The sequence below is a fragment of the Fuscovulum blasticum DSM 2131 genome (assembly GCF_003034965.1).
GTDB classification, from domain to species: domain Bacteria; phylum Pseudomonadota; class Alphaproteobacteria; order Rhodobacterales; family Rhodobacteraceae; genus Pseudogemmobacter; species Pseudogemmobacter blasticus.
In genome coordinates, this window is sequence record NZ_PZKE01000020.1 from 1 (window position 1) to 21536 (window position 21536).

Below are 21536 nucleotides of genomic sequence, written 5' to 3' on the forward strand. Positions count from 1 at the left end.
GCGGCGGGGGCCATGCCGGCGGACATTGCGATGGTGGTCATCACGATGGGCCGGGCGCGCTTGTGGCAGGCGTCGACCAGCGCGTCGAAGCGGGGCATGCCCTTTCTTCGCGCCTCGATCACATAATCGACCAGCAGGATCGAGTTCTTGGACACGATCCCCATCAGCAAGAGAAGGCCGATGACCGAAGGCATCGAAAAGCTGGTGCCGGTGATGACCAGCGGGAAGAGCGCCCCGCCAAGGGCAAGCGGCAGCGCCGTCAGGATGGTGATCGGCTGCAGGAAATCATGGAACAGCAGCACCAGCACGGCGTAGACGCAGAAGATGCCGATCGCCATGGCCGAGGCGAAGCTGGTGAACAGTTCCGCCTGCCGCTTCAGGTCACCCTGTTCGGCAAAGCTGACGCCATCGGGCAGGTTCTGATAGGCTGACAGCTTTTGCACTTCGGCATTCACGTCCGACAGGTTGCGCCCATTCAACTCGATGGAAATCGTCACATTGCGCGACCGGTCCAGCCGGTTGATCTGCGACGGCGCCGAGCCGAGGGATATGTCGGCGATGGCGCCCAGCGTCACCGTGCCGCCGGTTGCGGGCACCGGGATCATGGCGATCTGTTCGATGGACTGGCGCACCGAGGCGTCCAGCGTCACCCGGATCGCGATCTGGCGGGTGTCGAGGTTCAGCTTGGACAGGGCCGAGTCGTAGGCCCCCGAAGTGGCCACCCGGATCGTGTCGGCGATGGCCTGCGAGGTGACGCCGTAAGAGGCGGCGCGTTCAAGGTCCGGGGTGATCACGATCTCGGGCGATTGCAGCGCGGCAGATGAGGTCACGGTGCCGATCCCCGCGATATTGGCGCGGATCTCGGACTCCAGCGCGGCTGCGGCCTGTTCCAGTGCAAGCGAACTGTCGCCCGCCAGCGTGATCTGCAATTCGGTGCCGCTGCTGCCCGATCCGACCTCGATCCGCGCGCCGGGGATGGCGGCGATGGCGGCACGGATGTCGGCCTCGATCTCGGTCTGGGAAACGTCGCGGTCGTCGATGTTGGTCAGGCTGATCACGATGGTTGCCGATGTGACCGAGGTGCTGACCCCGCCACCGCCCGGACCGCCGCCGGTCGAGGCGCTGCCGGTGGCCAGGAAGACGCCGGTGACATGTTCGACCCCCGCCGCCGCCTCGCTGGCGCGGCGGGCGATGGCGTCGGTTTCCTCGATGGTCGATCCGGGCGGCAGGGTGATGCTGATCCGGGTCTGGCTGTCATCCTGCGCCGGAAAGAAGCCGGTCGAAAGCTGGGAAACCAGCACGAAAGTCAGGCCCATGAAGGCGATGACCCCCATCACCGGGATCCAGCGATTGTGCAAGGCGCCCCGGATCGCCGCAAGATATGTGCGCATGATCCAGCCGTCGGTCTGGTGCGCCTCGGCCTTGCTGCGCATCAGGTAGGCGGCCATCATCGGCGTCAGCAGGCGCGCGACCAGAAGCGAGCAGAAGACCGCGACCGAGGCCGTGATGCCGAACTGCTTGAAGATGATGCCGACCACCCCGTCCATGAAGGCGGTGGGAAGGAAGACCGCGATCAGGGTGAAGGTCGTGGCGATGACCGCAAGCCCGATCTCGTCCGCCGCCTCCATCGCCGCCTCATAGGCGGGTTTGCCCATCTGGATATGCCGCTCGATGTTCTCGACCTCGACGATGGCGTCGTCTACCAGGATGCCGACCACCAGCGACAGCGCAAGCAGGGTGACGGTGTTCAACGAATAGCCAAGGTAATCCATCACGAGGAAGGTCGGGATCACCGACAGCGGCAAGGCCACGGCGGCCAGAAGCGTCGCGCGCCAGTCAAGCAGGAAGATGAACACCACGATCACCGCGATGATCCCGCCTTCGTACAGCATCATCATTGAGGCGTCATAGTTCTGTTCGGTCGGCAGGATGGTGTTGTAGGCCTCGGCGATCTGCACCTGCGGGTTGGCGGCGGCAAAGGCCTCCATCGCGACACGGACGTCTTCGACAACCGCAAGGTCGGAATAGCCGGTCAGCCGCTTGATCTGCGCCGCGATCACCGGCTTGCCGTCCTGATAGGCCAGCGACGACAGGGCGGCATGGGTGTCGGTGACGGTGCCCAGCTCGTCCAGCCGGACCCAGGCGCCGTTCGGCAAGGGAATCGGCAGGGCGCGCAGATCCTCGACGCCCGAGACCGCCGCCCCCACCCGGAAACTTTGCGAGGCATTGGCAAGGTCGGCGGCCCCACCCGAAAGGTCACGCTGCACTTCGCGCAGGCGGGTGTTCACGTCTTCCGCCGACAGGCCAAGCCCCGCCAGCAGGTTCGCGTTCAGCTCGACCCGGATTTCCCGGTCCACCCCGCCCAGGCGCCCGACCTCGCCCACGCCATCGACCGCCATGATCGCGCGGGCCAGATCGTTGTCGATGAACCAGCTCAGCTCGGTATCGTCCAGCCGGTCCGAGCTGAGAACGAAGGTCACCAGGGGGGAGCCGCTGAGGCTGCTTTTCGACACGGTCGGCGCGTTCATCCCCGAGGGCAGATCGTCGCGCGCCTGATCGACGGCGTTCTGCACATCGTCCTGGGCTTCCTGAACGTCCTTGCCGATCTGGAACGCGACCGAGATCGAGACCGAGCCGTCGGTGATCGTGGTCGTGACCGAGTCCAGCATGGCAAGCCCGGTCAGCCGGTCCTCGATCTTGCGGGCGACTTCAGTTTCCAGTTGCGCCGCTGCGGCGCCGTCAAGGCTGGCCGAGACGCTGATCGTCGGCAGCGACATGTCGGGAAAGTTCTGCACTTCCAGCCGGTTGAAGGCCATCAGCCCGGTGATCGTCATCAGGATGAAGGCAAGGATCGGCGGGACCGGGTTGCGGATCGCCCAGGCGGAGAAGTTCATGGCTGGCCCTCCACCACGCGGACGACCGACCCGTCCGACAGGAAGGCCCCACCCGACAGGACGACCTTGGCGTCCACCGGGAAATCGCCCAGGATTTCCACCCGGTCTGCCCGCCTCCGTCCGGTATCGACCCGTTCGCGCAGGACGGTCGTTGTCTCCCCCGCCTTGATCACGAAGACATAGGAAAACCCGTCCTGCAGGGTGATCGCGGTCGAGGGAAGCGTGACCGCCTTGGTTTCGTCCACGATGAACGATCCGCTGACCAGAATCCCGGTCTTCGGCATCGGCCCGCCCTCGGGCGGTTCGGGGTCTACATAGACCAGAACCCGCCCGTTCGTCTGCGACGCCTCGGGCGACACGCGCCGCACGGTGCCGCCAATGTCGCCGATCGGCGACGGGATCGCGACCCTTGTTCCCGCCTTGATCCCGCGCAACTGGAACAGGGGCACTTCGGCCTGCCATTCGATCCGGCTGTCGCGGATCAGCCGGAACAGTTCCTGTCCCTGGCTGACCACCTGACCAAGGGCCGCGCTGACTTCAGACACCACGCCATCGCTGGCCGCGACAATGCGGGTATTGGCAAGCGACAGTTGCTGTGTGGCAAGCTGCGCCTCGGCCACCGTCACGCTGGCCTGCGCCTGACGTTCGGCCGAAAGATACCCTGCAATCTCCTGGCGGGAAAGCGAGCTGCCCCCGGAAAGCTGACGGGCACGATCTGCGTCCTCGGTTGCCGTCTCTAATCCGGCACGGGCCGACTCCAGCGTTGCCTCCAGTTCGGCGATGCGGTTCTCGACCGACGCGCGCGACAGCTCAGCCATGACCTCGCCCGCCTTCACGACGTCGCCAACTTCAACATTCACGGCTGTTATCCGCTCGCCGCCGAGTTCAGATGCAATCACCGCCTCCGCCCAGGGCTGCAGCCAGCCGCTGGCCTGCACCTCGACCGGCCAGGTTTCGACCACAGGAACGGTGACCTCAACCGTCAGGGCCGCAGGTGCCGGTTCTGCGGAAAGGTCGGTCGGGGCAGTCCCGCTTGCCGAGGACCTGAACATCCAGAAAGCCGCGCCACCCACAACGGCAAGGACAAGGGCCGCGACGACAAGATTCCGTTTCCGCATGGCTTCAGCCCTCGCTCGTGGTGGTGACGGTGTGGGCGGGGCGCTGCCATCCGCCTCCCATGGCCTTGTAAAGCGCGATCCACTGGCGGCTTAAGGCAAGTTGCTGGGAAATCTGCGTGATCCGTGCGGATTGCACCTGACGCCGGGCATCTTCACGATCCAAGAGCGAGATGCGACCCGCCCGCCAGTCTGCGTCAATGGCGGCGAAATAGGCATCGTATTCCTTGACCAGTGTGCCTGCGCTGCCCAGGTTGCGCAATGCCGCATTCAGCCGCGTCAATGCGGCCTCGGCTTCGGCGACTGCGGCCAGGACGGCACTGCGATAGGCCTCGGCCGCCGTGATCGCATCCGCATTGGCCGACCGCACCGCCGCCCGGCGCTGACCACCATCGAGGACGGGCAGGGATAGTGCCGGGCCGAAGCTCCACCCGGACGGTTTGGCAAGGCTGACACTTCCCCCCAAGGTCAGCGACGGGTAAAGGTCGGCCTTCGCGACCCCAAGGTCCAGAAGCGCGGCGGCAAAGGTCAGTTCGGCCTTTGCGATGTCGGGCCGCTGTCGCAGCATGTCTGCCGGAACATCGGCCGCGCGGAATCCCTTGACCGCCGGCATCCCGAAACCACTGGCGAGGATCGCATCCACCCGGTCCTGCGGCGCCCCGGTCAGGACCGCGAGAGTTTGCGCAAGCACCCGGCAATCCGCCACCTGACTGTCCAGCGAAATCTGGGCGCTGGCCCGGCTGGCACGGGCCAGGGCCAGATCGGACTCCGCCCGCAGACCTGCGCTGACAAGGCGGGTGGTTGCCTCGATCGTCTCGCCCTGCGAAGAGACCGCGTCGCGATACACCTGCTCGATCATCCTGCAGGCACGGAACTGGACGTAGGTATCGGCGACCTCTGCCGAGAGGGAAACATAGGCCCCGGCATAGGCGTAATCCTCGGCCTTTGCGCGCAGACGTTCCGCCTTGGCCGTCTTTGACGCGCGGCCAAAGAGGTCCACCTCCCAACTTGCGTCCAGGCCTGCGGCCCGCGTCCGGGTCCGCGCGGTTGTATCGCTGTCCGCCTCGGTTACCGAGGCCTGCCCGGTCATTACCGGCCACATGGCCGCCGTGTCCTGCCCCGCCCGTGCCCGTGCCGCCATGACTTGCGCCGCCGCACTCCGCAGATCGGGGCTGCCCGACTGCGCCAGCAGCAGAAGCTCGGTCAACCGGGCATCGCCGATCCGCGACCACCAGTCGATGTCCAACCGCGTATTCGCCTGCGGTACTGCCGATGAAAACCGCGCCGAGGTTGCCTGCGTGGCATCCGGCGCGATGGTCGGCACGCTGCATCCGGCAAGCACGACAAGGGCAGCAATCAGGCAACGGGGCATCTTGGTCTCCTTCAGTGCCGCACAGATGCCAGAGGACCGTGTCAAGAAGTGTCAAGATTCAGCAAAGAAAGGAAAAAGTCGTCCTCTCCGCCTCTGCTCGGGCTATGCTGCGCCAAAGGGGAGGATTGACCGGATGGCAACCGTCTTGCTGATCGACGATGACGCGGAACTGACCCGTCTGGTCGCCGACTACCTGACGCGCGAAGGGTTTACCGTGGCGACATCATCCGACGGGACCAAGGCGCTTGGCCGTATCATTGAGACCCGTGCCGACATTGTGGTGCTTGACATCATGATGCCGGGCCCGGACGGGCTGGAGGTTCTGCGCCGTGTCCGGGCCGAAACCGCCGTCCCCGTCCTGATGCTGACCGCGCGTGGCGATGAGGACGACCGCATCGCCGGCCTTGACCTTGGGGCAGACGACTACCTGGCCAAGCCCTGTTCCCCGCGAGAGCTTGTGTCGCGCATCCGCGCCATCCTGCGCCGCGCGCAGCCGGGCGAAAGCACCCCCCCCGACGGCGCAATCCGGCCTGCTGCGGCTTGACACCCTGCGCCGCGTGGCCGTCTGGCGCGGGGTGCCGCTGCGACTGACGGGGGCCGAGTTCAACATCCTAGAAGTCCTTGCGGCCCAGTCAGCCCGCCCGGTCTCGCGCGCTGATCTGTCGCTGCACGGTCTTGGGCGGCCGCTGGCCCCATTCGACCGCGCGATCGACGTTCATGTCTCGACGATCCGCCAGAAGCTTGGCACGCATGACGACGGACGAAGCCCGATCCAGAACCTGCGCGGCATCGGCTATCAGTTCATCGAGGAGTGACCGGGCGATGACTGTGCGCGTCTTCATGGTGATCTGGGGGGCGCTGGTCCTGACGCTGCTCCTGTTCGGTCTGGTTGTCGCGGCGCTTGACCCGACCCCGCCCGAAGGCGCGCGGGCGGTGGCAGAAGCCTCCGTGCTGGAGCGCCAGCTTGGCCTTGTTGCCTTACGCGATGGCAGTGCAGCGGCGCTGCGGTTCTGGCAGGAGGTATCGCCCGCCCATCCCGGCATGACCGTCACGACTGATCCCACCTGCGTAAGCTCCCCGGCCATTCCCTCCGCCGATGGTCCTTGCCTGGTCCTGACCGATACCGCAAAACACAGTCGCTTTCTGGAAGGGTTGCAGATCCTCGGCCTGCCTCTGCTGGTAGGGGTGGCCGTCAGCGCCGCCGCCGCGTTGCTCCTGTCCCGTCATCTGACCCGGCCGATCCGCACCGTGAACGCGTCCCTTCAACGACTGGCCTCGGGCGATCTCGACACGCGGATCGGCGACGCCCTTGACCATTCTGGCGGAGAACTGGCGCGGTTGGGCAATGCCTTCGACCATGCCGCAGACCGGCTTCAGATCCTGTCCGAGGGGCAGCGCCGCCTGTTCAACGACCTTTCGCATGAAATCCGCTCACCCCTGGCGCGATTGCGGGCCGCGGTCGGCCTTTTGGAGGTCAGCCCCGACCGCCTGGACGAGATGCTGGGCCAGATCGAGACCGACATCGTCCGTCTTGACCGCCTTGTGCGCGACATCCTGACGCTTGCCCGCTTTGGCAGCACCGAAAGCCGGCAAGCCTTCGAACGGATCGACCTGATCGAAATCCTTGAACCCATCCTCTCGGACGCGAATTTTGAAGGCGAGCCGCGCGGAATCGTGGTCAGTTTCACCGGCCCGCCACGGCTGATCCTCAAGGGCAGCGGGGAACTTCTGCACCGCGCAATCGAGAACGTGATCCGCAATGCGCTGGCGCATTCCCCTGATGATGCAGAGGTCGCTGTATCTGCGCGCACAAATGGGGCTGCCCTGACCATCGACATCGCCGATCAGGGCCCAGGCGTGCCGCTGGCAGAAAGATCCCGGCTTTTCGAGCCGTTCTTCAAACTGCCGGGCCTGTCCGCAAAAGCAGGCACTGGTCTTGGCCTTGCCATAGCGGCGCGCGCCATTGCTGCCCACAATGGTAGCATCGAGCTTCTGGATAGTGCGTCAGGTGGCCTTCTCGTCCGGCTCAACCTGCCATTCACGCCGGGAACCTGACGGCGCGGCGGTACTGATTGCCAAGAATGACTTTGACGATGTTGGATCTGCGGTGGGCAGATTTCTGGTCCGGGCAGTCGCCCCAACCCCAATCCATTCCCGGTGTCGATCATCGACGCGTCGGCGAACGCTCGGCACAGCCTATTGGATCGTCAGTCGTCGGCGATGCGATAGCCAAGACCGGGTTCGGTGAAGATGAAGCGCGGGTTTGAAGCATCGTCCTGCAGTTTCTGCCGCAACTGGCGGATGTAGACGCGCAGATACTGGCTGTCTTCGCTGTGCGCCGGGCCCCACAGGGTGCGCAGGATCATCTCCTGGGTCACCAGACGGCCGCGATGGCTGGCCAGCATCCACAGCAGGTCAAACTCGCGCCGGGTCAGATGCAGCGGGGCGCCCGACAGGCTGGCGGAATGGTTGGCCGCATCAATCTGCAGCGGCCCGACGGTCAGGACGGCGGGCACCGGATCTGTGCCACGGTCGCGCAGCAGGCTGCGGACGCGGGCAAGAAATTCCTTGATGCCAAAAGGTTTGACCACATAGTCCTGCGCGCCCGCGTCCAGCGCGGCAACTTTGCCAGCCTCATCGGCGCGCACCGACAGGATCAGCACGGGCACCTGGCTCCACCCCCGGATGTCTTGCAGGACGCTCAGTCCGTCGGCATCGGGCAGGCCAAGGTCCAGCACGACCAGCGCCGGGGTCTCGCGCGCGGTGGCGGCAATGCCGTCGCGTGCGGTGGCGGCCTCAATCACGCCCAGCCCCTCGGCCTCAAGTGCCACGCGCAGAAAGCGGCGGATCGGGGCTTCGTCGTCGATGACAAGAACCCGCAAGGTGGCGGTCATGGGGTGGTTTCCGGATTGTGCAGCGGCAAGAAGATCAGGATACGGGTGCCGGTGCCATCGGGCCAGCCGGTTTCCGCGCGGATGGCGCCGCCCATCGCCTCGACCAGGCCCTTGCAGATTGCCAGGCCAAGACCGGTGCCTGCGCGTTGCCGGTCACCGCCCGCGACGCGGTAGAACATGTCGAACACCCGGTCGAGATCGGCGGCGGGGATGCCCGGCCCGTGGTCGGTGATCGCCAGTTCGGCCCGCGCGCCGGCGGTGCGCGCACTGATCACGATGTCGCCGCCGGCGGGCGCATATTTCGCGGCATTGTCCAGAATGTTGACCAGCACCTGTTCCAGCAGCACGCCATCGGCCAGCACCAGAGGCAAGGTATCGGGCAGGTCGACCAGCAGGTTATGGGCGCGCAGGACGCCGCGCATACGTTGGCGGGCGCTGCCAATCAGTTCTGCCAGATCCAGCGGGGCAAGGCGCGGCGTCAGCGCGCCATGGCCCAGCCGTGTCATGTCCAGCAGGTTCTGGACATAGCGGTCCAGCCTCTCGCCCTCTTCGCGGATGTTTTCGGCCAGATCGCGGCGGGCATCACAAGGCAGATCGGGCCCGGCGGCCAGACTGCCTGCCGCACCGATGATCGTGACCAGGGGCGTGCGCAGATCATGGCTGACCGAGTTCAGCAACGCCGTGCGCAGCCGTTCCGTTTCGGTGGCAAGCCTGTTGGCCGCCAGTTCCTCGGTCAGGCGCAAACGCTCCAGCGCCAGCGCAATCTGGTCGCTCAGGGCGTCAAGCAGGCGCCGGTCGGTGCGTGCCAGGCTGCGGCCATCGGCAAAGGCGATGCCAAGGACACCAAGCCGCCGTTCGGCGCTGGCCACTGGCAGGAACAGCCAATGCGCGGTCGGCAAGGTATCGGAGTCGCGCCCCGCGGGTTCGCCCTTGTCCCAGGCAAACTGCGCGGCGGACTGGTCCCGCACATCAAGCCGGTCTTCGGGGGGAAATCCGCCCACCACGGCCAGTTCCCCCGCGCGCGGCAAGAGCAGGACCGTATCACAGCGCAGCGTGGTGGCCACATGGCTGACCGAGGCCCAGACCACTTCATCCGCCGTCGCAGCCGAGGCGACGCGGCGGCTGAAATCGTAAAGCTTGTTCGTGCGGTCCGCGATGGCAGACTGCGCCTTGACCCTTGCACGCAACCGGGCGGCAAGGTTGCCGGTAACCAGCGAGGCCGCGAAGAACAGCGACAGGGTCAGCAGTTCGCTGCGGTCGGTGATGGTAAAGGTCAGGCGCGGATCGACGAAGAAGAAGTCGTAGGACAGAAAGCCAAGGACCGAGGCAAGCGCCGATGGCCCCATGCCGCGCCGGCTGGCCACAACGATGACAGCGGTCATGAAGATCAGCGACAGGCTTGCCACGGGAAACAGCCGTTCGGCCCCCCAGGCCGCCATCGAGGCGGCGGCGATGGCCAGAACGGATTCGATCCAGCCTGCCTTGTCGCGGCTGAACTGCGGGAAGGGCAGGCTGAACCGCCCGGGTCTTTCATCGGGCTCAGAGGCGACGGTCACCTCGAAGGGTCCGGCAAGGCGCAACAGGTCGCGCGCAACGTCTTCGCGGACCAGCCGCGCCCAGACGGGCCTGTGCCGTGGCCGGCCAATGACGATCCGGCGCACGTTTCGGTCGCGTGCGAGGGCCAGAATGGCCTCGGCCACGTCGCGCTCGGCCTCAAGCGTGGCCAGTTCCGCGCCCAGACGTTCGGCCAGTCGCAGGGTGCCCGCCAGCCGGTCCTTGTCGATTTCCGACAGACGTTCGGCCTGGGTCGACGTGACATTCAGCGCGATCCAGTCGGTGCGGGCGCGGTCGGCGCTGCGCTTTGCAACTCGGACCGCCTCGCGCGCGGCGGGGCTTTCGTTGATGCAGACCAGAATGCGCTCTTGTGTAGGCCAGGGGCCTTCGATGGCATGGGCCGCCATGTGTTCGCGCAGTTGCGCGTCCACCCGGTCGGCGGCGGCGCGCATCGACAGTTCGCGCAGGGCGGTCAGGTTTCCCTTGACGAAGAACGACCCCAGCGCCCGCGCTGCCTGATCGGCGGGATAGACCTTGCCCGCCTTCAGCCGTTCCAGAAGTTCATCGGGCGTCAGGTCGATCAGTTCGATCTCGTCGGCCATGTCCAGCACGCCGTCGGGCACTGTTTCGCGCACCCGGACGCCGGTGATGCGGGCGACGGTTTCGTTCAGGGTTTCAATGTGCTGGATGTTCAGCGTGGTATATACGTCGATGCCTGCGGCCAGCACCTCTTCGACATCCTGCCAGCGCTTTTCATGGCGCCCGCCGGGGGCGTTGGTATGGGCCAGTTCGTCGATCAGCGCCAGTTGCGGACGGCGGTCCAGCAGGGCGTCGATGTCCATCTCGGTCAGGGCGTGGGTCTGGTAGATCACCGGCTTGCGCGGCAGTTGCGGCAGGCCTGCCAGTTTTGCCTGCGTTTCGGCCCTTCCGTGGGTTTCGATCAGTGCGGCCAGCACATCAACCCCGTCGGCCTGCTTACGATGGGCGTCGTCCAGCATCGCCCAGGTCTTGCCCACCCCGGGGGCCGCCCCCAGAAACACCTTCAGCCGCCCCCGCTCCTCGCGCGAGGCGAAGGTCAGCAGGGCATCGGGCGAAGGGCGGGTTTCGGGGGCGGTCATGCCGGGCGGTTCCTGTCAGGCCAGCGGGCTAGAGGGCCAATGCCGCGTCCAGGGCCAGGTTGGTGCGCAGCACGTTCACCACGGGCAATCCGTACAGGCCCAGCAGCGGGCGTTCAACTGCTGCTTCGATCACGGCGCGCACGGCTGCAGGGTCTGCATTGCGGGCCGCCGCGATGCGGGAAACCTGCGCCAGCGCGTTTTCGGGGCTGATATGCGGATCAAGACCCGAACCCGAGGCGGTGACCGCGTCAATCGGCGCGGGGGCGCCATTCAACGCTTCGAACGCGGCGCGGCGTTCTGCCACCTGGGCAATCAGGGCGGCCGAGGTGGGGCCAAGGTTGCTGGCCCCGGTGCCCGCCGCGTTCCACCCGCTGGCCGAGGCGCGGGGTTGCAGATAGCCCGCGCCGGCAAAGCCCTGGGCGATCAGGGACGATCCGATGGCGGTGCCGTCCCGTTCGATCAGGCTGCCGTTGGCGGCATCGGAAAACAGCGCCTGTGCCGCGCCGGTCATGGCAAGGGGATAGGCCAGCCCGGTCAGCAGGGTAAACAGCAGCGTCAGCGACAGGGCAGGGCGAAGATGGGTCAACATCGGGTTTCTCCTCATGCAAGGTTCAGGGCGACAAGGCAAAGGTCGATGGCCTTGATGCCCAGGAAGGGCACGATCAGCCCGCCAAGCCCGTAGATCGTCAGATTGCGGCGCAGCAGGGCGGCGGCGCTTGAGGGGCGATATTGCACCCCGCGCAGAGCCAGCGGGACCAGCCCCACAAGGATCAGCGCGTTGAAGATCACTGCCGACAGGATGGCGCTGGTGGGTGAGGCAAGGCCCATCACATTCAGAACGCCAAGGCCCGGATAGGCAGCCACAAAGATCGCAGGCAAGATGGCGAAATACTTGGCCACGTCATTTGCAATGCTGAACGTGGTCAGCGCCCCGCGCGAGATCAGCAGTTGCTTGCCCACCATTACCACCTCGATCAGCTTGGTCGGATCGCTGTCCAGATCAATCAGGTTTGCCGCCTCTTTTGCCGCCGGGGTGCCCGCGTTCATCGCCACGCCGACATCGGCCTGCGCCAGCGCGGGCGCGTCGTTCGACCCGTCGCCACACATTGCCACCAGCCGCCCGCCCGCCTGTTCGCGGCGGATCAGATCCAGCTTCATCTCGGGCGTTGCCTCGGCCAGAAAATCATCGACCCCGGCTTCTGCCGCGATGGCGGCGGCAGTCAGGGGGTTGTCGCCGGTGATCATCACCGTGCGGATGCCCATGGCGCGCAATTCGGCAAAGCGTTCGCGCACGCCGGGTTTCACGATGTCCTTCAGATGCACGACACCCAGAATCTCGGCCCCTTCGACCACCAGAAGCGGCGTGCCGCCCGAACGGGCAATCGCATCGACCTGCGCGGCCAGCGCGCCGGGCGGAGTATGCCCGGCCAGCCGGATCACCGCGTCGATGGCCCCTTTGCGGAACCGGCGGCCATCGGCCAGGTCCAGCCCCGACAGCCGGGTCTGCGCGGTAAAGGCCACAGGTTCGGCGCCCAGCGGCATGTCCGGGATTGTGCCCAGCATTTCGCGCGCTTTCTCGACGATGGATTTGCCCTCGGGCGTTTCGTCGGCCAACGAGGCCAGTGCGGCGGCCTCAGCCAGACGGCGAGCGTCGACGCCGGGCGCGGGGATCAGCGCATCGGCCATGCGGTTGCCGAAGGTGATGGTGCCCGTCTTGTCAAGAAGAAGCGTGTCGACATCGCCCGCCGCCTCGACCGCGCGGCCGGATTTGGCGATGACATTCGCCTTGACCAGCCGGTCCATGCCCGCGATGCCGATGGCCGACAGAAGCCCGCCAATGGTGGTTGGGATCAGCGTCACGAACAGCGCGCCCAGCACGACGACGGGAATGGCGGTGCCGGAATAGCTGGCAAAGGCGGGCAGCGTCACCACGACGAAAAGGAAGATCAGCGTCAGCCCGACCAGCAGGATGTTCAGGGCAATTTCGTTCGGGGTCTTTTGCCGCTCGGCCCCTTCGACCAGCGCGATCATCCGGTCAAGAAAGCTCTTCCCCGGCTCCGCGGTAACGCGGATCACCAGCCAGTCCGAAGCGATGGTGGTTCCCCCGGTGACCGACGACCGGTCGCCCCCTGCCTCGCGGATCACAGGCGCGCTTTCGCCGGTGATGGCGCTTTCGTTGACCGAAGCCATGCCGCGGACCGCCTCGCCATCGGTGGGGACGATCTCGCCCGCGGCGACATAGATGAACTGGCCGGATTTCAGCGCGGTTGACAGGGTTTGCGTTGCGGTTTCGGGCGTATCGTCCGGGTTGGCCAGCATCCGCACCCGGGTTTCCGATTTTGTCGCACGCAGGGTATCAGCCCGGGCGCGACCCCGACCTTCGGCCAGAGCTTCGGCAAAGTTGGCGAAGATCACACAAAGCCACAGCCAGAGGGCGATGTGCAGCGCCGTGCCCGCGCCGGGCAGGCCGGTCGCAAGGTCGCGCAGGCCCAAGAGCGTGGTCATGGCGGCGACCAGGGCGGTGACGAACATCACCGGGTTGCCCCACAACTGCCGTGGGTCAAGCTTGATCAGGCTTTGGCGCAGGGCCGTGGTGTAAAGGCCGGACGCATCCGTCGGTTTGGCATGTTTGGACATTTGGTGCCTCAGAAGCTTTGGCCGGCCAGGCGCGCGGTTTCTTCCGCGATGGGGCCAAGGGCAAGGACGGGAAAGAAGGTCAGCGCGCCAAGGATCAGCACGGTCAGGATCAACAGTGTGACGAACAGCGGGCCGTGGGTGGGGAAGGTGCCAGAGGTGGCGGCGGCCTTGGGCTTGCGGATCATCGACCCGGCGATGGCCAGCATCGGCAGGATGATGGCATAGCGCCCGATCAGCATGACCACACCCAGGGCCGTGGTGTGCCAGGGCAAGGCCGCGCCCCAGCCGCCAAAGGCGCTGCCGTTGTTGCCGGTGGCGCTGGAATAGGCATAGAGGATCTCGCTCAGCCCATGCGGCCCGGGGTCCTGCACCGCGGCCAGCGCCTGCGGCACGGTGGCAGCGATGGCGCCGCCCACCAGAATGCCCAGTGGCATCGACAGGAAGGCCAGAACCGCCAGCGTCACCTCGCGCGATTCAATCTTGCGGCCCAGATATTCCGGCGTGCGCCCCACCATCAGCCCGGCAAGGAAGACCGCCAGCACGACATAAAGCAACATGCCGTAAAGCCCTGCGCCGACACCGCCAAAGACCACCTCGCCGATCTGCATCAGGACCATCGTCACCATGCCCGACAGCGGCATGAAACTGTCATGCATCGCGTTGACCGCCCCGTTCGAGGCAGCGGTGGTCGAGGTTGCCCAAAGCGCCGAAAGCATGGCACCAAAGCGTTGTTCCTTGCCTTCCATGTTCTCGCCCAGACCCAGGGCAGGGTTGCCCGCCACCTCATAGGCGTGAACCACGCCAAGGCCCGCGACAAAAAGGATCGCCATGGTGGCAAAGATCGCCCAGCCCTGACGGCGATCCCCGGCCATGCGGCCAAACAGAAAACAGAAGGAAACCGGGATCAACAAGATCGACAGGCATTGCGCCAAGTTCGAGGCGACGGTCGGGTTTTCGAACGGATGGGCCGAGTTGACGCCAAAGAAACCGCCGCCATTGGTGCCCAGTTGCTTGATGGCAATCTGTGCTGCCGCAGGACCGCGCGCGATGATCTGCTCGCCCCCTTCAACGCCCGTTGCGGTGACGGCCCCCAGCAGGGTTTGCGGCACGCCCTGGGCGGCCAGAAACAGGGCCAGCACGATGGACAGCGGCAGCAAAATCCACAGCACGGATCGCATCATGTCCAGCCAGAAGTTGCCCAAGGTGGTGCCCTTGGGGGCCACAAAGCCGCGAACGATCGCGACGGCCACCGCCATGCCGGTGCCTGCGCTGACAAAGTTCTGCACCGTCAGCCCGGCCATCTGTGACAGGTAGGATAGCTGCGCCTCGCCCGAATAGGCCTGCCAGTTTGTGTTGGTGACAAAGCTGACCGCGGTGTTGAAAGCCAGATCTGCCGACATCCCGCCGATGCCGTCGGGGTTCAGCGGCAAGGCGCCCTGCAGCCGCAGCAGCGTGTAAAGCAGCACAAACCCGGCAAGGTTGAAGGCCAGCACGGCCATGCCATAGCCCAGCCATGTCATGCCGCGCGCCGGATCAACGCCCGCGCCACGCAACAGCGCGGTTTCCACCCGCAGCATCCCGCTGGGCAGTCGCCCGTCAAACACCCGCTGCATCGCGGCGGCCAAAGCCCAGGCAAGGCCTGTCAGCGCGGCAAAGTATAACCCGTAGGCAATGAAGGTCATCGTGGCTTCCTGCTAGAAACGGTTGGGCCGCAGCAGCGCGCAGCCAAGATAGACGAACAGGCCCGCCGCAACGGCAAGGCCAAGGATCATGTCAAACATCGGGGGCCTCACATCCGGTCGGCGGCGCGGGCTGCCAGGGCAAATCCCGCGAAAACGCCAAGGGTCAGGGTCAGGTAAACAAGGTCAGCCAAGATCGCCTCCTGCAACTGGGATGGGCGCATGATCCCAGTGGGGCGCGTAAAGCGGCTATGGTGATGATCCGTCAGCGCGTAAAAACGGCGTAAAGAACTGCGTTGGTCAGCAACGTGGGATTGCGAAACTCCACCAACTCTTGTTGCCGACGCAAGATCCTGTCGCCCGATGAACCGTCTCCGACCTTATCTTGGATAGCCCCGTCTGCATCGGCACGATCAGCGCATCGGGCAGCCATTCATCCGGCCCGTTGCGGTCAAGCAGGGCATTGATCCTGTCGGCGGGAATCCGGCCAGAATGGGGCATCTGATGTATCTTCATGCGGCCATGTCCAGCAGGGGGGCGAGGCCAAGGGCTTCGAAGTCGGGCTTGGTGCCAGTCTGGCGGTGGGCGGCCATCCGCCACAGCTTCCCGCCCGAAGGCGAGACGAACAAGAGTAGCCCGCCACTATCGGGGATTTTGCGAGGTTTTCCAGAAGGATCAACCGGTGCGCCGCGGCAGGCTGCATCTGTGAGGGGCATCGGAATCGGTCCTGCGGGTATGTGGGTATCTGCCTTTTCAGGAATACCCGCTTTCGATACCCACACAAGTTGGGTGCCTACAGTCTATCTTCCGGCCGAAGATGCGCCACAGTCAAGTTTCTCAATGAAAACAAGGATCGCAGTTTGCGAAGATAGACTGCAATCTAGCGATTTAGGGAATTGGAGGCGGGTACCGGAATCGAACCGGTCTTCACGGATTTGCAATCCGCTGCGTAACCTCTCCGCCAACCCGCCGCCGAAAGGTGGGATGGGGATAGCGGAAAGGTCGGGGGGCCGCAAGGGGTTGGCGCTGCCTGGCCCGTGTCAGGCGGGGCCGATGTTGCCGGGGGCGACCGAAACCGCCTTGAGCACGGCAAAGATCTGCTGGCCGGGGGTCAGGGACAGCGCCTCGGCGCTGCGGCGGGTGATGCGGGCCAGCACCAGATCGGGGCCGATGGCAAGCTGGACCAGCGTGCCGGGGCCCTGGCCCGCATGAACGTCGCGCACGGTGGCGGGCAGCACGTTCAGCGCCGAAATGCCCTCGGGCCGGGTCAGCGCCAGCATCACGTCCTGCGCCATCAGCCGCAGCCGCAGCGGCGTGCCGGGGGCGGCCTCGACGCGGGGCAGCCAGATCGGGCCGGCGGGGTGGTCCAGCCGCGACAGGCCGTCGGCATCCTGCGCCGCCAGCCTTGCGGTCAGCAGCGACCCCGCCTCGCGCAGGCCAAGCGCCGCGGCGGCGGCCGGGTCGGACAGCAGCGCGGCCACCGGGCCTTGCCGGGCCACCCGGCCTTCGTCCAGCAGGATCAGCGTGGTGGCCAGCCGCGCCACTTCGGGCAGGGAATGGCTGACATACAGGATCGGCACCCGTGCCTCGTCGCGCAGCCGTTCGATCAGCGGCATGATCTCGGCCTTGCGCTCTTCGTCCAGCGCGGCCAGCGGCTCATCCATCAGCAAGAGGTTCGGCGCCGCCAGAAAGGCGCGGCCCAGGGCCACCCGCTGACGCTCTCCCCCCGACAGGGCGCCGGGGCGGCGGTCCAGCAGGGGGCCGATGCCCAGCAGCGCGACCGTGCGGTCGAAATCGGCGGCCGGGGCACCGCGCGGCGCGAACCAGCGGCCATACAGCAGATTCTGCCGCACCGTCAGATGCGGAAACAGCCGGCTGTCCTGAAACACATAGCCCAGCCGGCGGCGGTGCGGCGGCAGGAAGACGCCGCGCGCGGTATCGGTCAGCACCATGTCCGCCACCGCCACGCGTCCCTGATCGGGGCGCAGCAACCCCGCCACCGCCTGTACCACGGTTGATTTCCCCGCGCCCGACCGGCCGAACAGCACGGTCAGCCCCGGCGGCGCGTCAAAGCGGACATCCAGGGTGAAACCGGCAAAGCGGTGATGCAGCGCAACCGACAGCATCACGCCCCCGCAATCCGCCGCGCGACCACGCGGGAAATCCATTCCGACAACAGCAGAGCCGTCATGGCGATGGCAATGGCGATCAGCACCAGACGAAAGGCCTGCGGTTCCCCGCCCGGCACCTGCAGGAAGGCATAGATTGCCGAAGGCAGGGTCTGGGTTTGGCCGGGAATGTTCGACACGAAGGTGATGGTGGCGCCGAACTCTCCCATCGCCTTGGCAAAGGCCAGGATGCTGCCGGCCAGGATGCCGGGCAGGATCAGCGGCAGGGTCACGGTGGCAAAGACCCAGGGCCGCGATGCCCCCAGCGTGCCGGCCGCCTGTTCCAGCTTCGGATCGACCGCCTCGATCGCCAGCCGGATCGCCCGCACCATCAGCGGAAAGGCCATCACGCCCGCGGCCAGCGCGGCGCCCGTCCAGCGAAAGGCGAAGACAAGGCCCAGCGTCTGGTCCAGCCAGGCGCCGATCACGCCCTTGCGGCCAAAGGTCAGCAGCAGAAGATAGCCGGTCACCACCGGCGGCAGGATCAGCGGCAGATGCACCAGCCCGTTCAGCACCTGCTTGCCCGGAAAATTCCACCGCGCCAGCGCATGGGCCACGAAGATGCCCAGCGGCAGGCTGACCACCGTCGCCAGCGCCGACACCTTCAGCGACAGCCAGACCGCCTGCGCCTCGGCCGGGGAAAGCCAGCCCGTCATGCGGTAGCGTCCGGGGCAGGGCGGGGCGGTGGCGTCATGCGGGCCTGTCTCGTTATGTTCCGACAGACATAACAGCGCGGCCGCCCGCCGGATGCAAGGCCGGCCTTGCCCTTAACTGGCGATTGGCGCGGATCAGGGGCACCCCCTTGCGCGGGGCGACCAGAAATCCGGCAAGTCACAGACGCTTGCGCAGCCAGCGGATGAAATCCTGCACCGGGGCGCGGGGCGGGCCATGCGGGGTGACGGCCCAATAGGCGGTTTCGGGCAGATCCCAGCCCGGCACCAGCCGCAACTGGCCGCTGGCAAGATGGTCGCGCAGCATCGCCTCGGTCGCGAACAGCAGGCCAAGGCCGCGCAGGGCGGCGGCAACGGCCAGCATCGGGTTCTCGATGTCCAGCGTCTGCAGGCGCGTGCGGTCCAGACCCTTGGCGGCCATCCAGCGTTCTTCCTCGGTATCGGCCAGGTTCACGATCCAGGGCAGCCCGGCCAGATCGGTGCCGGGCCGGTCCAGCAGCGCGGGCGCGCCCACCAGCACAATCCGGGTGCGGCACAAGAGCTCGGCCTCGCCATCGGGCCAGGGGCCCTTGCCGGACCGGATCGCCAGGTCAAACCCGTCGCGGCCAAGATCGGCCAGTTGCGAACTGGCCACCAGCGACACCGCGATTTCCGGGTGGCTGGCCCAGAATTCGGGCAGGGCGGGCACCATCACGTTCTGCGCAAAGCCCGGCGTCAGCGTGATGCGCAAGCCGCGGTGACGGTCGGCCTGCCGCAACCGGCCCAGCGTTTCGGCCATGGCCGCAAACCCGCCATTCAGCGCGGCCGCCAGCCGGCTGCCTTCCTCGGTCAGCTTCAGCGATCGCCCGGCCTCGGCAATCAGCCGCAGGCCAAGGTGCCGCTCCAGCCCGCGCACCTGCTGGGCCACCGCCGGATGCGTGACGTTCAGCACCCGCGCCGCCGCCGAGAACGACCCCAGCCGCGCCGCGGCCTCAAAGGCGCGCAGGCTGGGAAGCGGGGGCAGATCGCGCCAGTCGAACGGGGTCATCTGAAAGCCTGGCTTAAAGGTTGTCAGCCGAGTTGTGCTGCATGATGCCCGGTTTTCAGGCATATTGCGAGAAAGGATTGCCCCACAGGACTTGTGCCATGTTTCACCCCCCGAACCCCGACCTGATCGCCGCGCTGCGCCGCTTGCCCGATCCGGCGCTTGACGAAGGCCGTCTCGCCGAACATCGCCACACCCTGAGGCTGGCCCGGCGGGCCGCCCGCCGAACGCTCTTGCGGAACCGTCTGCGGCAGGTCTGGGCGGTCTGGCAGCGGCGGCCGACGCTGCCGCACGCCGTCCCTGCGACCGGGGGTTGAACGGGCGCAGGGTCTGGTATTGTTACGGCTGATCTAGATCAATTTCTTTTTCCAGATGTGAGATTACTGCTCCGTGCCAACGCCCTTGTTCGGCAGGAGATTCCATGCGCTTGACCATGAGAGCCAATCTCGCGATGCGCGTCCTGATGCAATGTGCGGTCAATCACCCCAGGGTCATCCGGGCCGGCGACGTGGCGCAGGCCTGCAATGCCTCGGCCAACCATGTGGCGCAGGTGGTCAGCCAGCTTGCCGGGGCCGGGTATCTGCGCACGCTGCGCGGGCGCGGCGGCGGCATCGCGCTGGGCCGCCCGGCCGAGGCCATCCAGGTCGGCAAGGTTCTGCACCTGATCGAGCGCGAGGTGCCGCTGGCCGAATGTATGGCCGGCGACCAGAACACCTGTCCCCTCTGTGCCGTCTGCCGGCTGAAGGATGCGCTGTGCCGTGCGATGGACGCCTTTTATCGGGAACTTGAGACGGTCTCGCTGGCCGATCTGGTCACCGATAACGCAGGGCTGGTCGCGATCCTGAGCGCCGGGATGGAACCGGCCTGATCTGCCGGTCCGGGCCGCTGCGGGGCGCCTAGAACAGCACAATATCGGTTTGCGGCCGTGCCGGGGCCGCGGCGCGCTGCGCCCGCGCGGCCTCGTCCAGATCGGCGTTCGGAATCAGCAACTGGCGGGCCTGCCCGGTGACGGGATCAAAGATCACCCGGCGGGCCAGCGTTCCGCCCAGACTTTCGGCCCGGCAGGGAATCCCCTCGGTCCTCAGGAAGCGGCGGGCAAATTCGGCGTTCGAGGCGCCGATGTCGCGCAGGTTCGCGGCGATCTTCGCCCCGCCGAACAGCTTGGCCTGCAAGCGGCCGCGCTGCGCCCCCGCCCGCAACAGCGCGTTGATCAGCACCTCCATCGCATGAACGCCATAGCGGATGTCGCCGCGGCCCCGGCGGTCCTGCGCCTGCGCCAGCAGAAAATGGTTCATCCCGCCCACGCCGCGCCGGTCATCCCACAGGCAGGCCGCCACGCAAGACCCCAGCATGGTGGACAGCCGGATGCCCGGGGTGTCCGACACGCGATATTCCCCCTGCACCACCTGCAGGATCTGCGGCCCCGTCATCGGCCCGCCCCCTCGCGCCGGCGGTCGCGGCAATGCGCCAGCAGCTCGGCCCCGATCTTTCGCAGCGGCAGAACCTGCGCCGCCGCCCCGGCTTCGACCGCCGCCCGCGGCATTCCCCACACGACCGAGGTCGCGGCATCCTGCGCAATCGTATGCGCCCCGGCCTGCCGCAGCGCCAGCAGGCCGCGCGCGCCGTCGCGGCCCATCCCGGTCAGCAGGGCGGCCGCCACGCGCGGGCCAAACCGGGCGGCGCTGTCGAACAGCGCATCGACCGAAGGCAGATGCCCGCTGATCGCCGCGCCCGCCACCAGTTCGGCGCGCGGCGGATCGCCCGGCGCCAGCCGCAGGTGGCCGGCACAGCCCGCGCCCACCACCACCGTGCCCGGTGCCAGAAGAACGCCGGTCTGCGCCGGCACCACCCGCGCCGCCGAACAGCGCGCGAAAAGCCGGATCAGACTGTCCGAGAACGCCGCCCCCGTGTGCTGGACAATGGCCGTCGGCGGGCAATCGGCGGGGAAGGCGCCCAGAATGGTCAGCAAGGCCTCGATCCCGCCGGTCGAGGCGCCGATCACGATCAGCCGGTCCGCATGGAACCGCGCGCCTTGTCCCGGCAGGCCAGGCCGGTGCGGCGGGGGCGGGGGGGCCGCAACCTGCACCCGCCGCCACAGATCCGACAGCGCGGCCTCGTCGGGCGGCGGCGCGGTCGGGATCTCGATCCAGCCGATGCCCAGGATGGCGAACAGCGACACGAGCCCCCCGAATTCCGGGCTGCGCGCCAGATCGCGCGCGACCAGAACCACATCGGGCGGGTCGCGCTCGGCCAGAACATAGGCCGCCGACAGATCGGCCGCCGTCCCCAGCAGGTGCAGCCCGGGCCGGGCCGCCGCATCCTGTGCCAGCCGCGCCGCCGCCGCCCCCTGCGGGGTGACGATCAGCACCCGCCGCATGGCCCTGCCCGAAGCCGGCGGCCCGCGCCGGGT

The 21536-nt window shown here is 66.9% G+C and carries 20 protein-coding genes and 1 tRNA gene; 5 read left to right on the top strand and 16 right to left on the bottom strand.

What is annotated here, in order from left to right; translation table 11 throughout:
* The 3 genes from C5F44_RS15395 to C5F44_RS15405 form a co-directional block, all read right to left on the bottom strand.
* Positions 1-2894: efflux RND transporter permease subunit (locus C5F44_RS15395; protein WP_107674438.1), on the bottom strand; the 2894-nt coding region annotated here is incomplete at its 3' end.
* Positions 2891-3946 carry an efflux RND transporter periplasmic adaptor subunit gene (locus C5F44_RS15400; RefSeq protein WP_181318294.1) on the bottom strand — a complete coding sequence of 352 codons (1056 nt, stop codon included), beginning with the start codon at positions 3944-3946 and terminating at the stop codon, positions 2891-2893. The genes C5F44_RS15395 and C5F44_RS15400, both read right to left, overlap by 4 nt.
* Positions 3947-4016: 70 nt before the next feature.
* Complete coding sequence (locus tag C5F44_RS15405) at positions 4017-5381, bottom strand: efflux transporter outer membrane subunit (RefSeq protein WP_146161968.1); 1365 nt, start codon at positions 5379-5381, stop codon at positions 4017-4019.
* A 133-nt stretch (positions 5382-5514) separates the two neighbouring features.
* Between C5F44_RS15405 and C5F44_RS18095 the strand changes: the two genes are divergently transcribed.
* The 3 genes from C5F44_RS18095 to C5F44_RS15415 are packed head-to-tail and all read left to right on the top strand — an operon-like array spanning position 5515 to position 7436.
* Positions 5515-5925 carry a response regulator gene (locus tag C5F44_RS18095; RefSeq protein WP_219908692.1) on the top strand — a complete coding sequence of 137 codons (411 nt, stop codon included), beginning with the start codon at positions 5515-5517 and terminating at the stop codon, positions 5923-5925.
* 13 nt (positions 5926-5938) lie between these two features.
* A complete protein-coding gene (locus C5F44_RS18100; protein WP_219908693.1) occupies positions 5939-6196 on the top strand; it encodes a helix-turn-helix domain-containing protein in 258 nt (85 codons plus the stop codon).
* Complete coding sequence (locus C5F44_RS15415) at positions 6132-7436, top strand: HAMP domain-containing sensor histidine kinase (RefSeq protein ID WP_235822650.1); 1305 nt, start codon at positions 6132-6134, stop codon at positions 7434-7436. The genes C5F44_RS18100 and C5F44_RS15415 overlap by 65 nt, the downstream gene beginning before the upstream one ends.
* A 152-nt stretch (positions 7437-7588) precedes the next feature.
* Here the strand turns inward: C5F44_RS15415 and C5F44_RS15420 are convergent, their stop codons facing one another.
* From C5F44_RS15420 to C5F44_RS15465, 11 genes are all read right to left on the bottom strand, one after another.
* A complete protein-coding gene (locus tag C5F44_RS15420) occupies positions 7589-8275 on the bottom strand; it encodes a response regulator (protein ID WP_107674442.1) in 687 nt (228 codons plus the stop codon).
* A complete protein-coding gene (locus C5F44_RS15425; RefSeq protein ID WP_107674443.1) occupies positions 8272-10947 on the bottom strand; it encodes a sensor histidine kinase in 2676 nt (891 codons plus the stop codon). The genes C5F44_RS15420 and C5F44_RS15425 overlap by 4 nt, the downstream gene beginning before the upstream one ends.
* Before the next feature lie 28 nt (positions 10948-10975).
* Positions 10976-11536 (bottom strand): potassium-transporting ATPase subunit KdpC, encoded by a 561-nt coding sequence (gene kdpC, locus C5F44_RS15430; RefSeq protein ID WP_107674444.1) that lies wholly within the window; start codon positions 11534-11536, stop codon positions 10976-10978.
* An 11-nt stretch (positions 11537-11547) separates the two neighbouring features.
* Entirely contained in the window at positions 11548-13584 is a 2037-nt protein-coding gene (kdpB, locus tag C5F44_RS15435) for a potassium-transporting ATPase subunit KdpB (RefSeq protein ID WP_107674445.1), read from the bottom strand.
* Between the two features lie 8 nt (positions 13585-13592).
* Complete coding sequence (gene kdpA, locus C5F44_RS15440) at positions 13593-15266, bottom strand: potassium-transporting ATPase subunit KdpA (RefSeq protein ID WP_107674446.1); 1674 nt, start codon at positions 15264-15266, stop codon at positions 13593-13595.
* A 12-nt stretch (positions 15267-15278) separates the two neighbouring features.
* Entirely contained in the window at positions 15279-15377 is a 99-nt protein-coding gene (kdpF, locus tag C5F44_RS15445; RefSeq protein ID WP_206340536.1) for a K(+)-transporting ATPase subunit F, read from the bottom strand.
* Positions 15378-15775: 398 nt separating this feature from the next.
* Positions 15776-15979 carry an Arm DNA-binding domain-containing protein gene (locus C5F44_RS18345; RefSeq protein WP_412917556.1) on the bottom strand — a complete coding sequence of 68 codons (204 nt, stop codon included), beginning with the start codon at positions 15977-15979 and terminating at the stop codon, positions 15776-15778.
* A 181-nt stretch (positions 15980-16160) separates the two neighbouring features.
* A tRNA-Cys gene (locus C5F44_RS15450) sits at positions 16161-16234 on the bottom strand.
* 69 nt (positions 16235-16303) lie between these two features.
* Positions 16304-17392: a molybdenum ABC transporter ATP-binding protein gene (gene modC / locus C5F44_RS15455; protein WP_107674468.1), complete on the bottom strand. Its 1089-nt coding sequence runs from the start codon at positions 17390-17392 to the stop codon at positions 16304-16306.
* Complete coding sequence (gene modB / locus C5F44_RS15460; RefSeq protein ID WP_107674448.1) at positions 17389-18087, bottom strand: molybdate ABC transporter permease subunit; 699 nt, start codon at positions 18085-18087, stop codon at positions 17389-17391. Before modB ends, modC begins: the two co-directional genes overlap by 4 nt.
* 175 nt (positions 18088-18262) lie before the next feature.
* Entirely contained in the window at positions 18263-19129 is an 867-nt protein-coding gene (locus C5F44_RS15465; protein ID WP_181318296.1) for a LysR substrate-binding domain-containing protein, read from the bottom strand.
* 98 nt (positions 19130-19227) lie between these two features.
* Here C5F44_RS15465 and C5F44_RS15470 point away from each other — a divergent pair, with 98 nt between their 5' ends.
* A complete protein-coding gene (locus C5F44_RS15470; RefSeq protein ID WP_107674450.1) occupies positions 19228-19443 on the top strand; it encodes a hypothetical protein in 216 nt (71 codons plus the stop codon).
* Between the two features lie 116 nt (positions 19444-19559).
* Positions 19560-19994 carry an RrF2 family transcriptional regulator gene (locus C5F44_RS15475; RefSeq protein WP_235822649.1) on the top strand — a complete coding sequence of 145 codons (435 nt, stop codon included), beginning with the start codon at positions 19560-19562 and terminating at the stop codon, positions 19992-19994.
* 28 nt (positions 19995-20022) lie between these two features.
* Here the strand turns inward: C5F44_RS15475 and C5F44_RS15480 are convergent, their stop codons facing one another.
* Positions 20023-20556 (bottom strand): chemotaxis protein CheD, encoded by a 534-nt coding sequence (locus C5F44_RS15480; protein ID WP_107674452.1) that lies wholly within the window; start codon positions 20554-20556, stop codon positions 20023-20025.
* On the bottom strand, positions 20553-21503 hold the full coding sequence (locus C5F44_RS15485) for a CheB methylesterase domain-containing protein (RefSeq protein WP_107674453.1): 951 nt from the start codon (positions 21501-21503) through the stop codon (positions 20553-20555). The genes C5F44_RS15480 and C5F44_RS15485 overlap by 4 nt, the downstream gene beginning before the upstream one ends.
* Between the last annotated feature and the right edge of the window lie 33 nt (positions 21504-21536).

Coding starts and splice junctions, on each gene's coding strand:
- kdpC (WP_107674444.1), bottom strand. CDS start 11,536: ATGTTGACCCATCTTCGCCCTGCCCTGTCGCTGACGCTGCTGTTTACC.
- C5F44_RS15415 (WP_235822650.1), top strand. CDS start 6,132: ATGACGACGGACGAAGCCCGATCCAGAACCTGCGCGGCATCGGCTATC.
- C5F44_RS15425 (WP_107674443.1), bottom strand. CDS start 10,947: ATGACCGCCCCCGAAACCCGCCCTTCGCCCGATGCCCTGCTGACCTTC.
- C5F44_RS15405 (WP_146161968.1), bottom strand. CDS start 5,381: ATGCCCCGTTGCCTGATTGCTGCCCTTGTCGTGCTTGCCGGATGCAGC.
- kdpA (WP_107674446.1), bottom strand. CDS start 15,266: ATGACCTTCATTGCCTACGGGTTATACTTTGCCGCGCTGACAGGCCTT.
- C5F44_RS18345 (WP_412917556.1), bottom strand. CDS start 15,979: ATGCCCCTCACAGATGCAGCCTGCCGCGGCGCACCGGTTGATCCTTCT.
- C5F44_RS15465 (WP_181318296.1), bottom strand. CDS start 19,129: ATGACCCCGTTCGACTGGCGCGATCTGCCCCCGCTTCCCAGCCTGCGC.
- C5F44_RS15485 (WP_107674453.1), bottom strand. CDS start 21,503: ATGCGGCGGGTGCTGATCGTCACCCCGCAGGGGGCGGCGGCGGCGCGG.
- C5F44_RS15470 (WP_107674450.1), top strand. CDS start 19,228: ATGTTTCACCCCCCGAACCCCGACCTGATCGCCGCGCTGCGCCGCTTG.
- C5F44_RS15400 (WP_181318294.1), bottom strand. CDS start 3,946: ATGTTCAGGTCCTCGGCAAGCGGGACTGCCCCGACCGACCTTTCCGCA.
- modB (WP_107674448.1), bottom strand. CDS start 18,087: ATGACGGGCTGGCTTTCCCCGGCCGAGGCGCAGGCGGTCTGGCTGTCG.
- C5F44_RS15480 (WP_107674452.1), bottom strand. CDS start 20,556: ATGACGGGGCCGCAGATCCTGCAGGTGGTGCAGGGGGAATATCGCGTG.
- kdpB (WP_107674445.1), bottom strand. CDS start 13,584: ATGTCCAAACATGCCAAACCGACGGATGCGTCCGGCCTTTACACCACG.
- C5F44_RS18095 (WP_219908692.1), top strand. CDS start 5,515: ATGGCAACCGTCTTGCTGATCGACGATGACGCGGAACTGACCCGTCTG.
- C5F44_RS15475 (WP_235822649.1), top strand. CDS start 19,560: ATGAGAGCCAATCTCGCGATGCGCGTCCTGATGCAATGTGCGGTCAAT.
- C5F44_RS15420 (WP_107674442.1), bottom strand. CDS start 8,275: ATGACCGCCACCTTGCGGGTTCTTGTCATCGACGACGAAGCCCCGATC.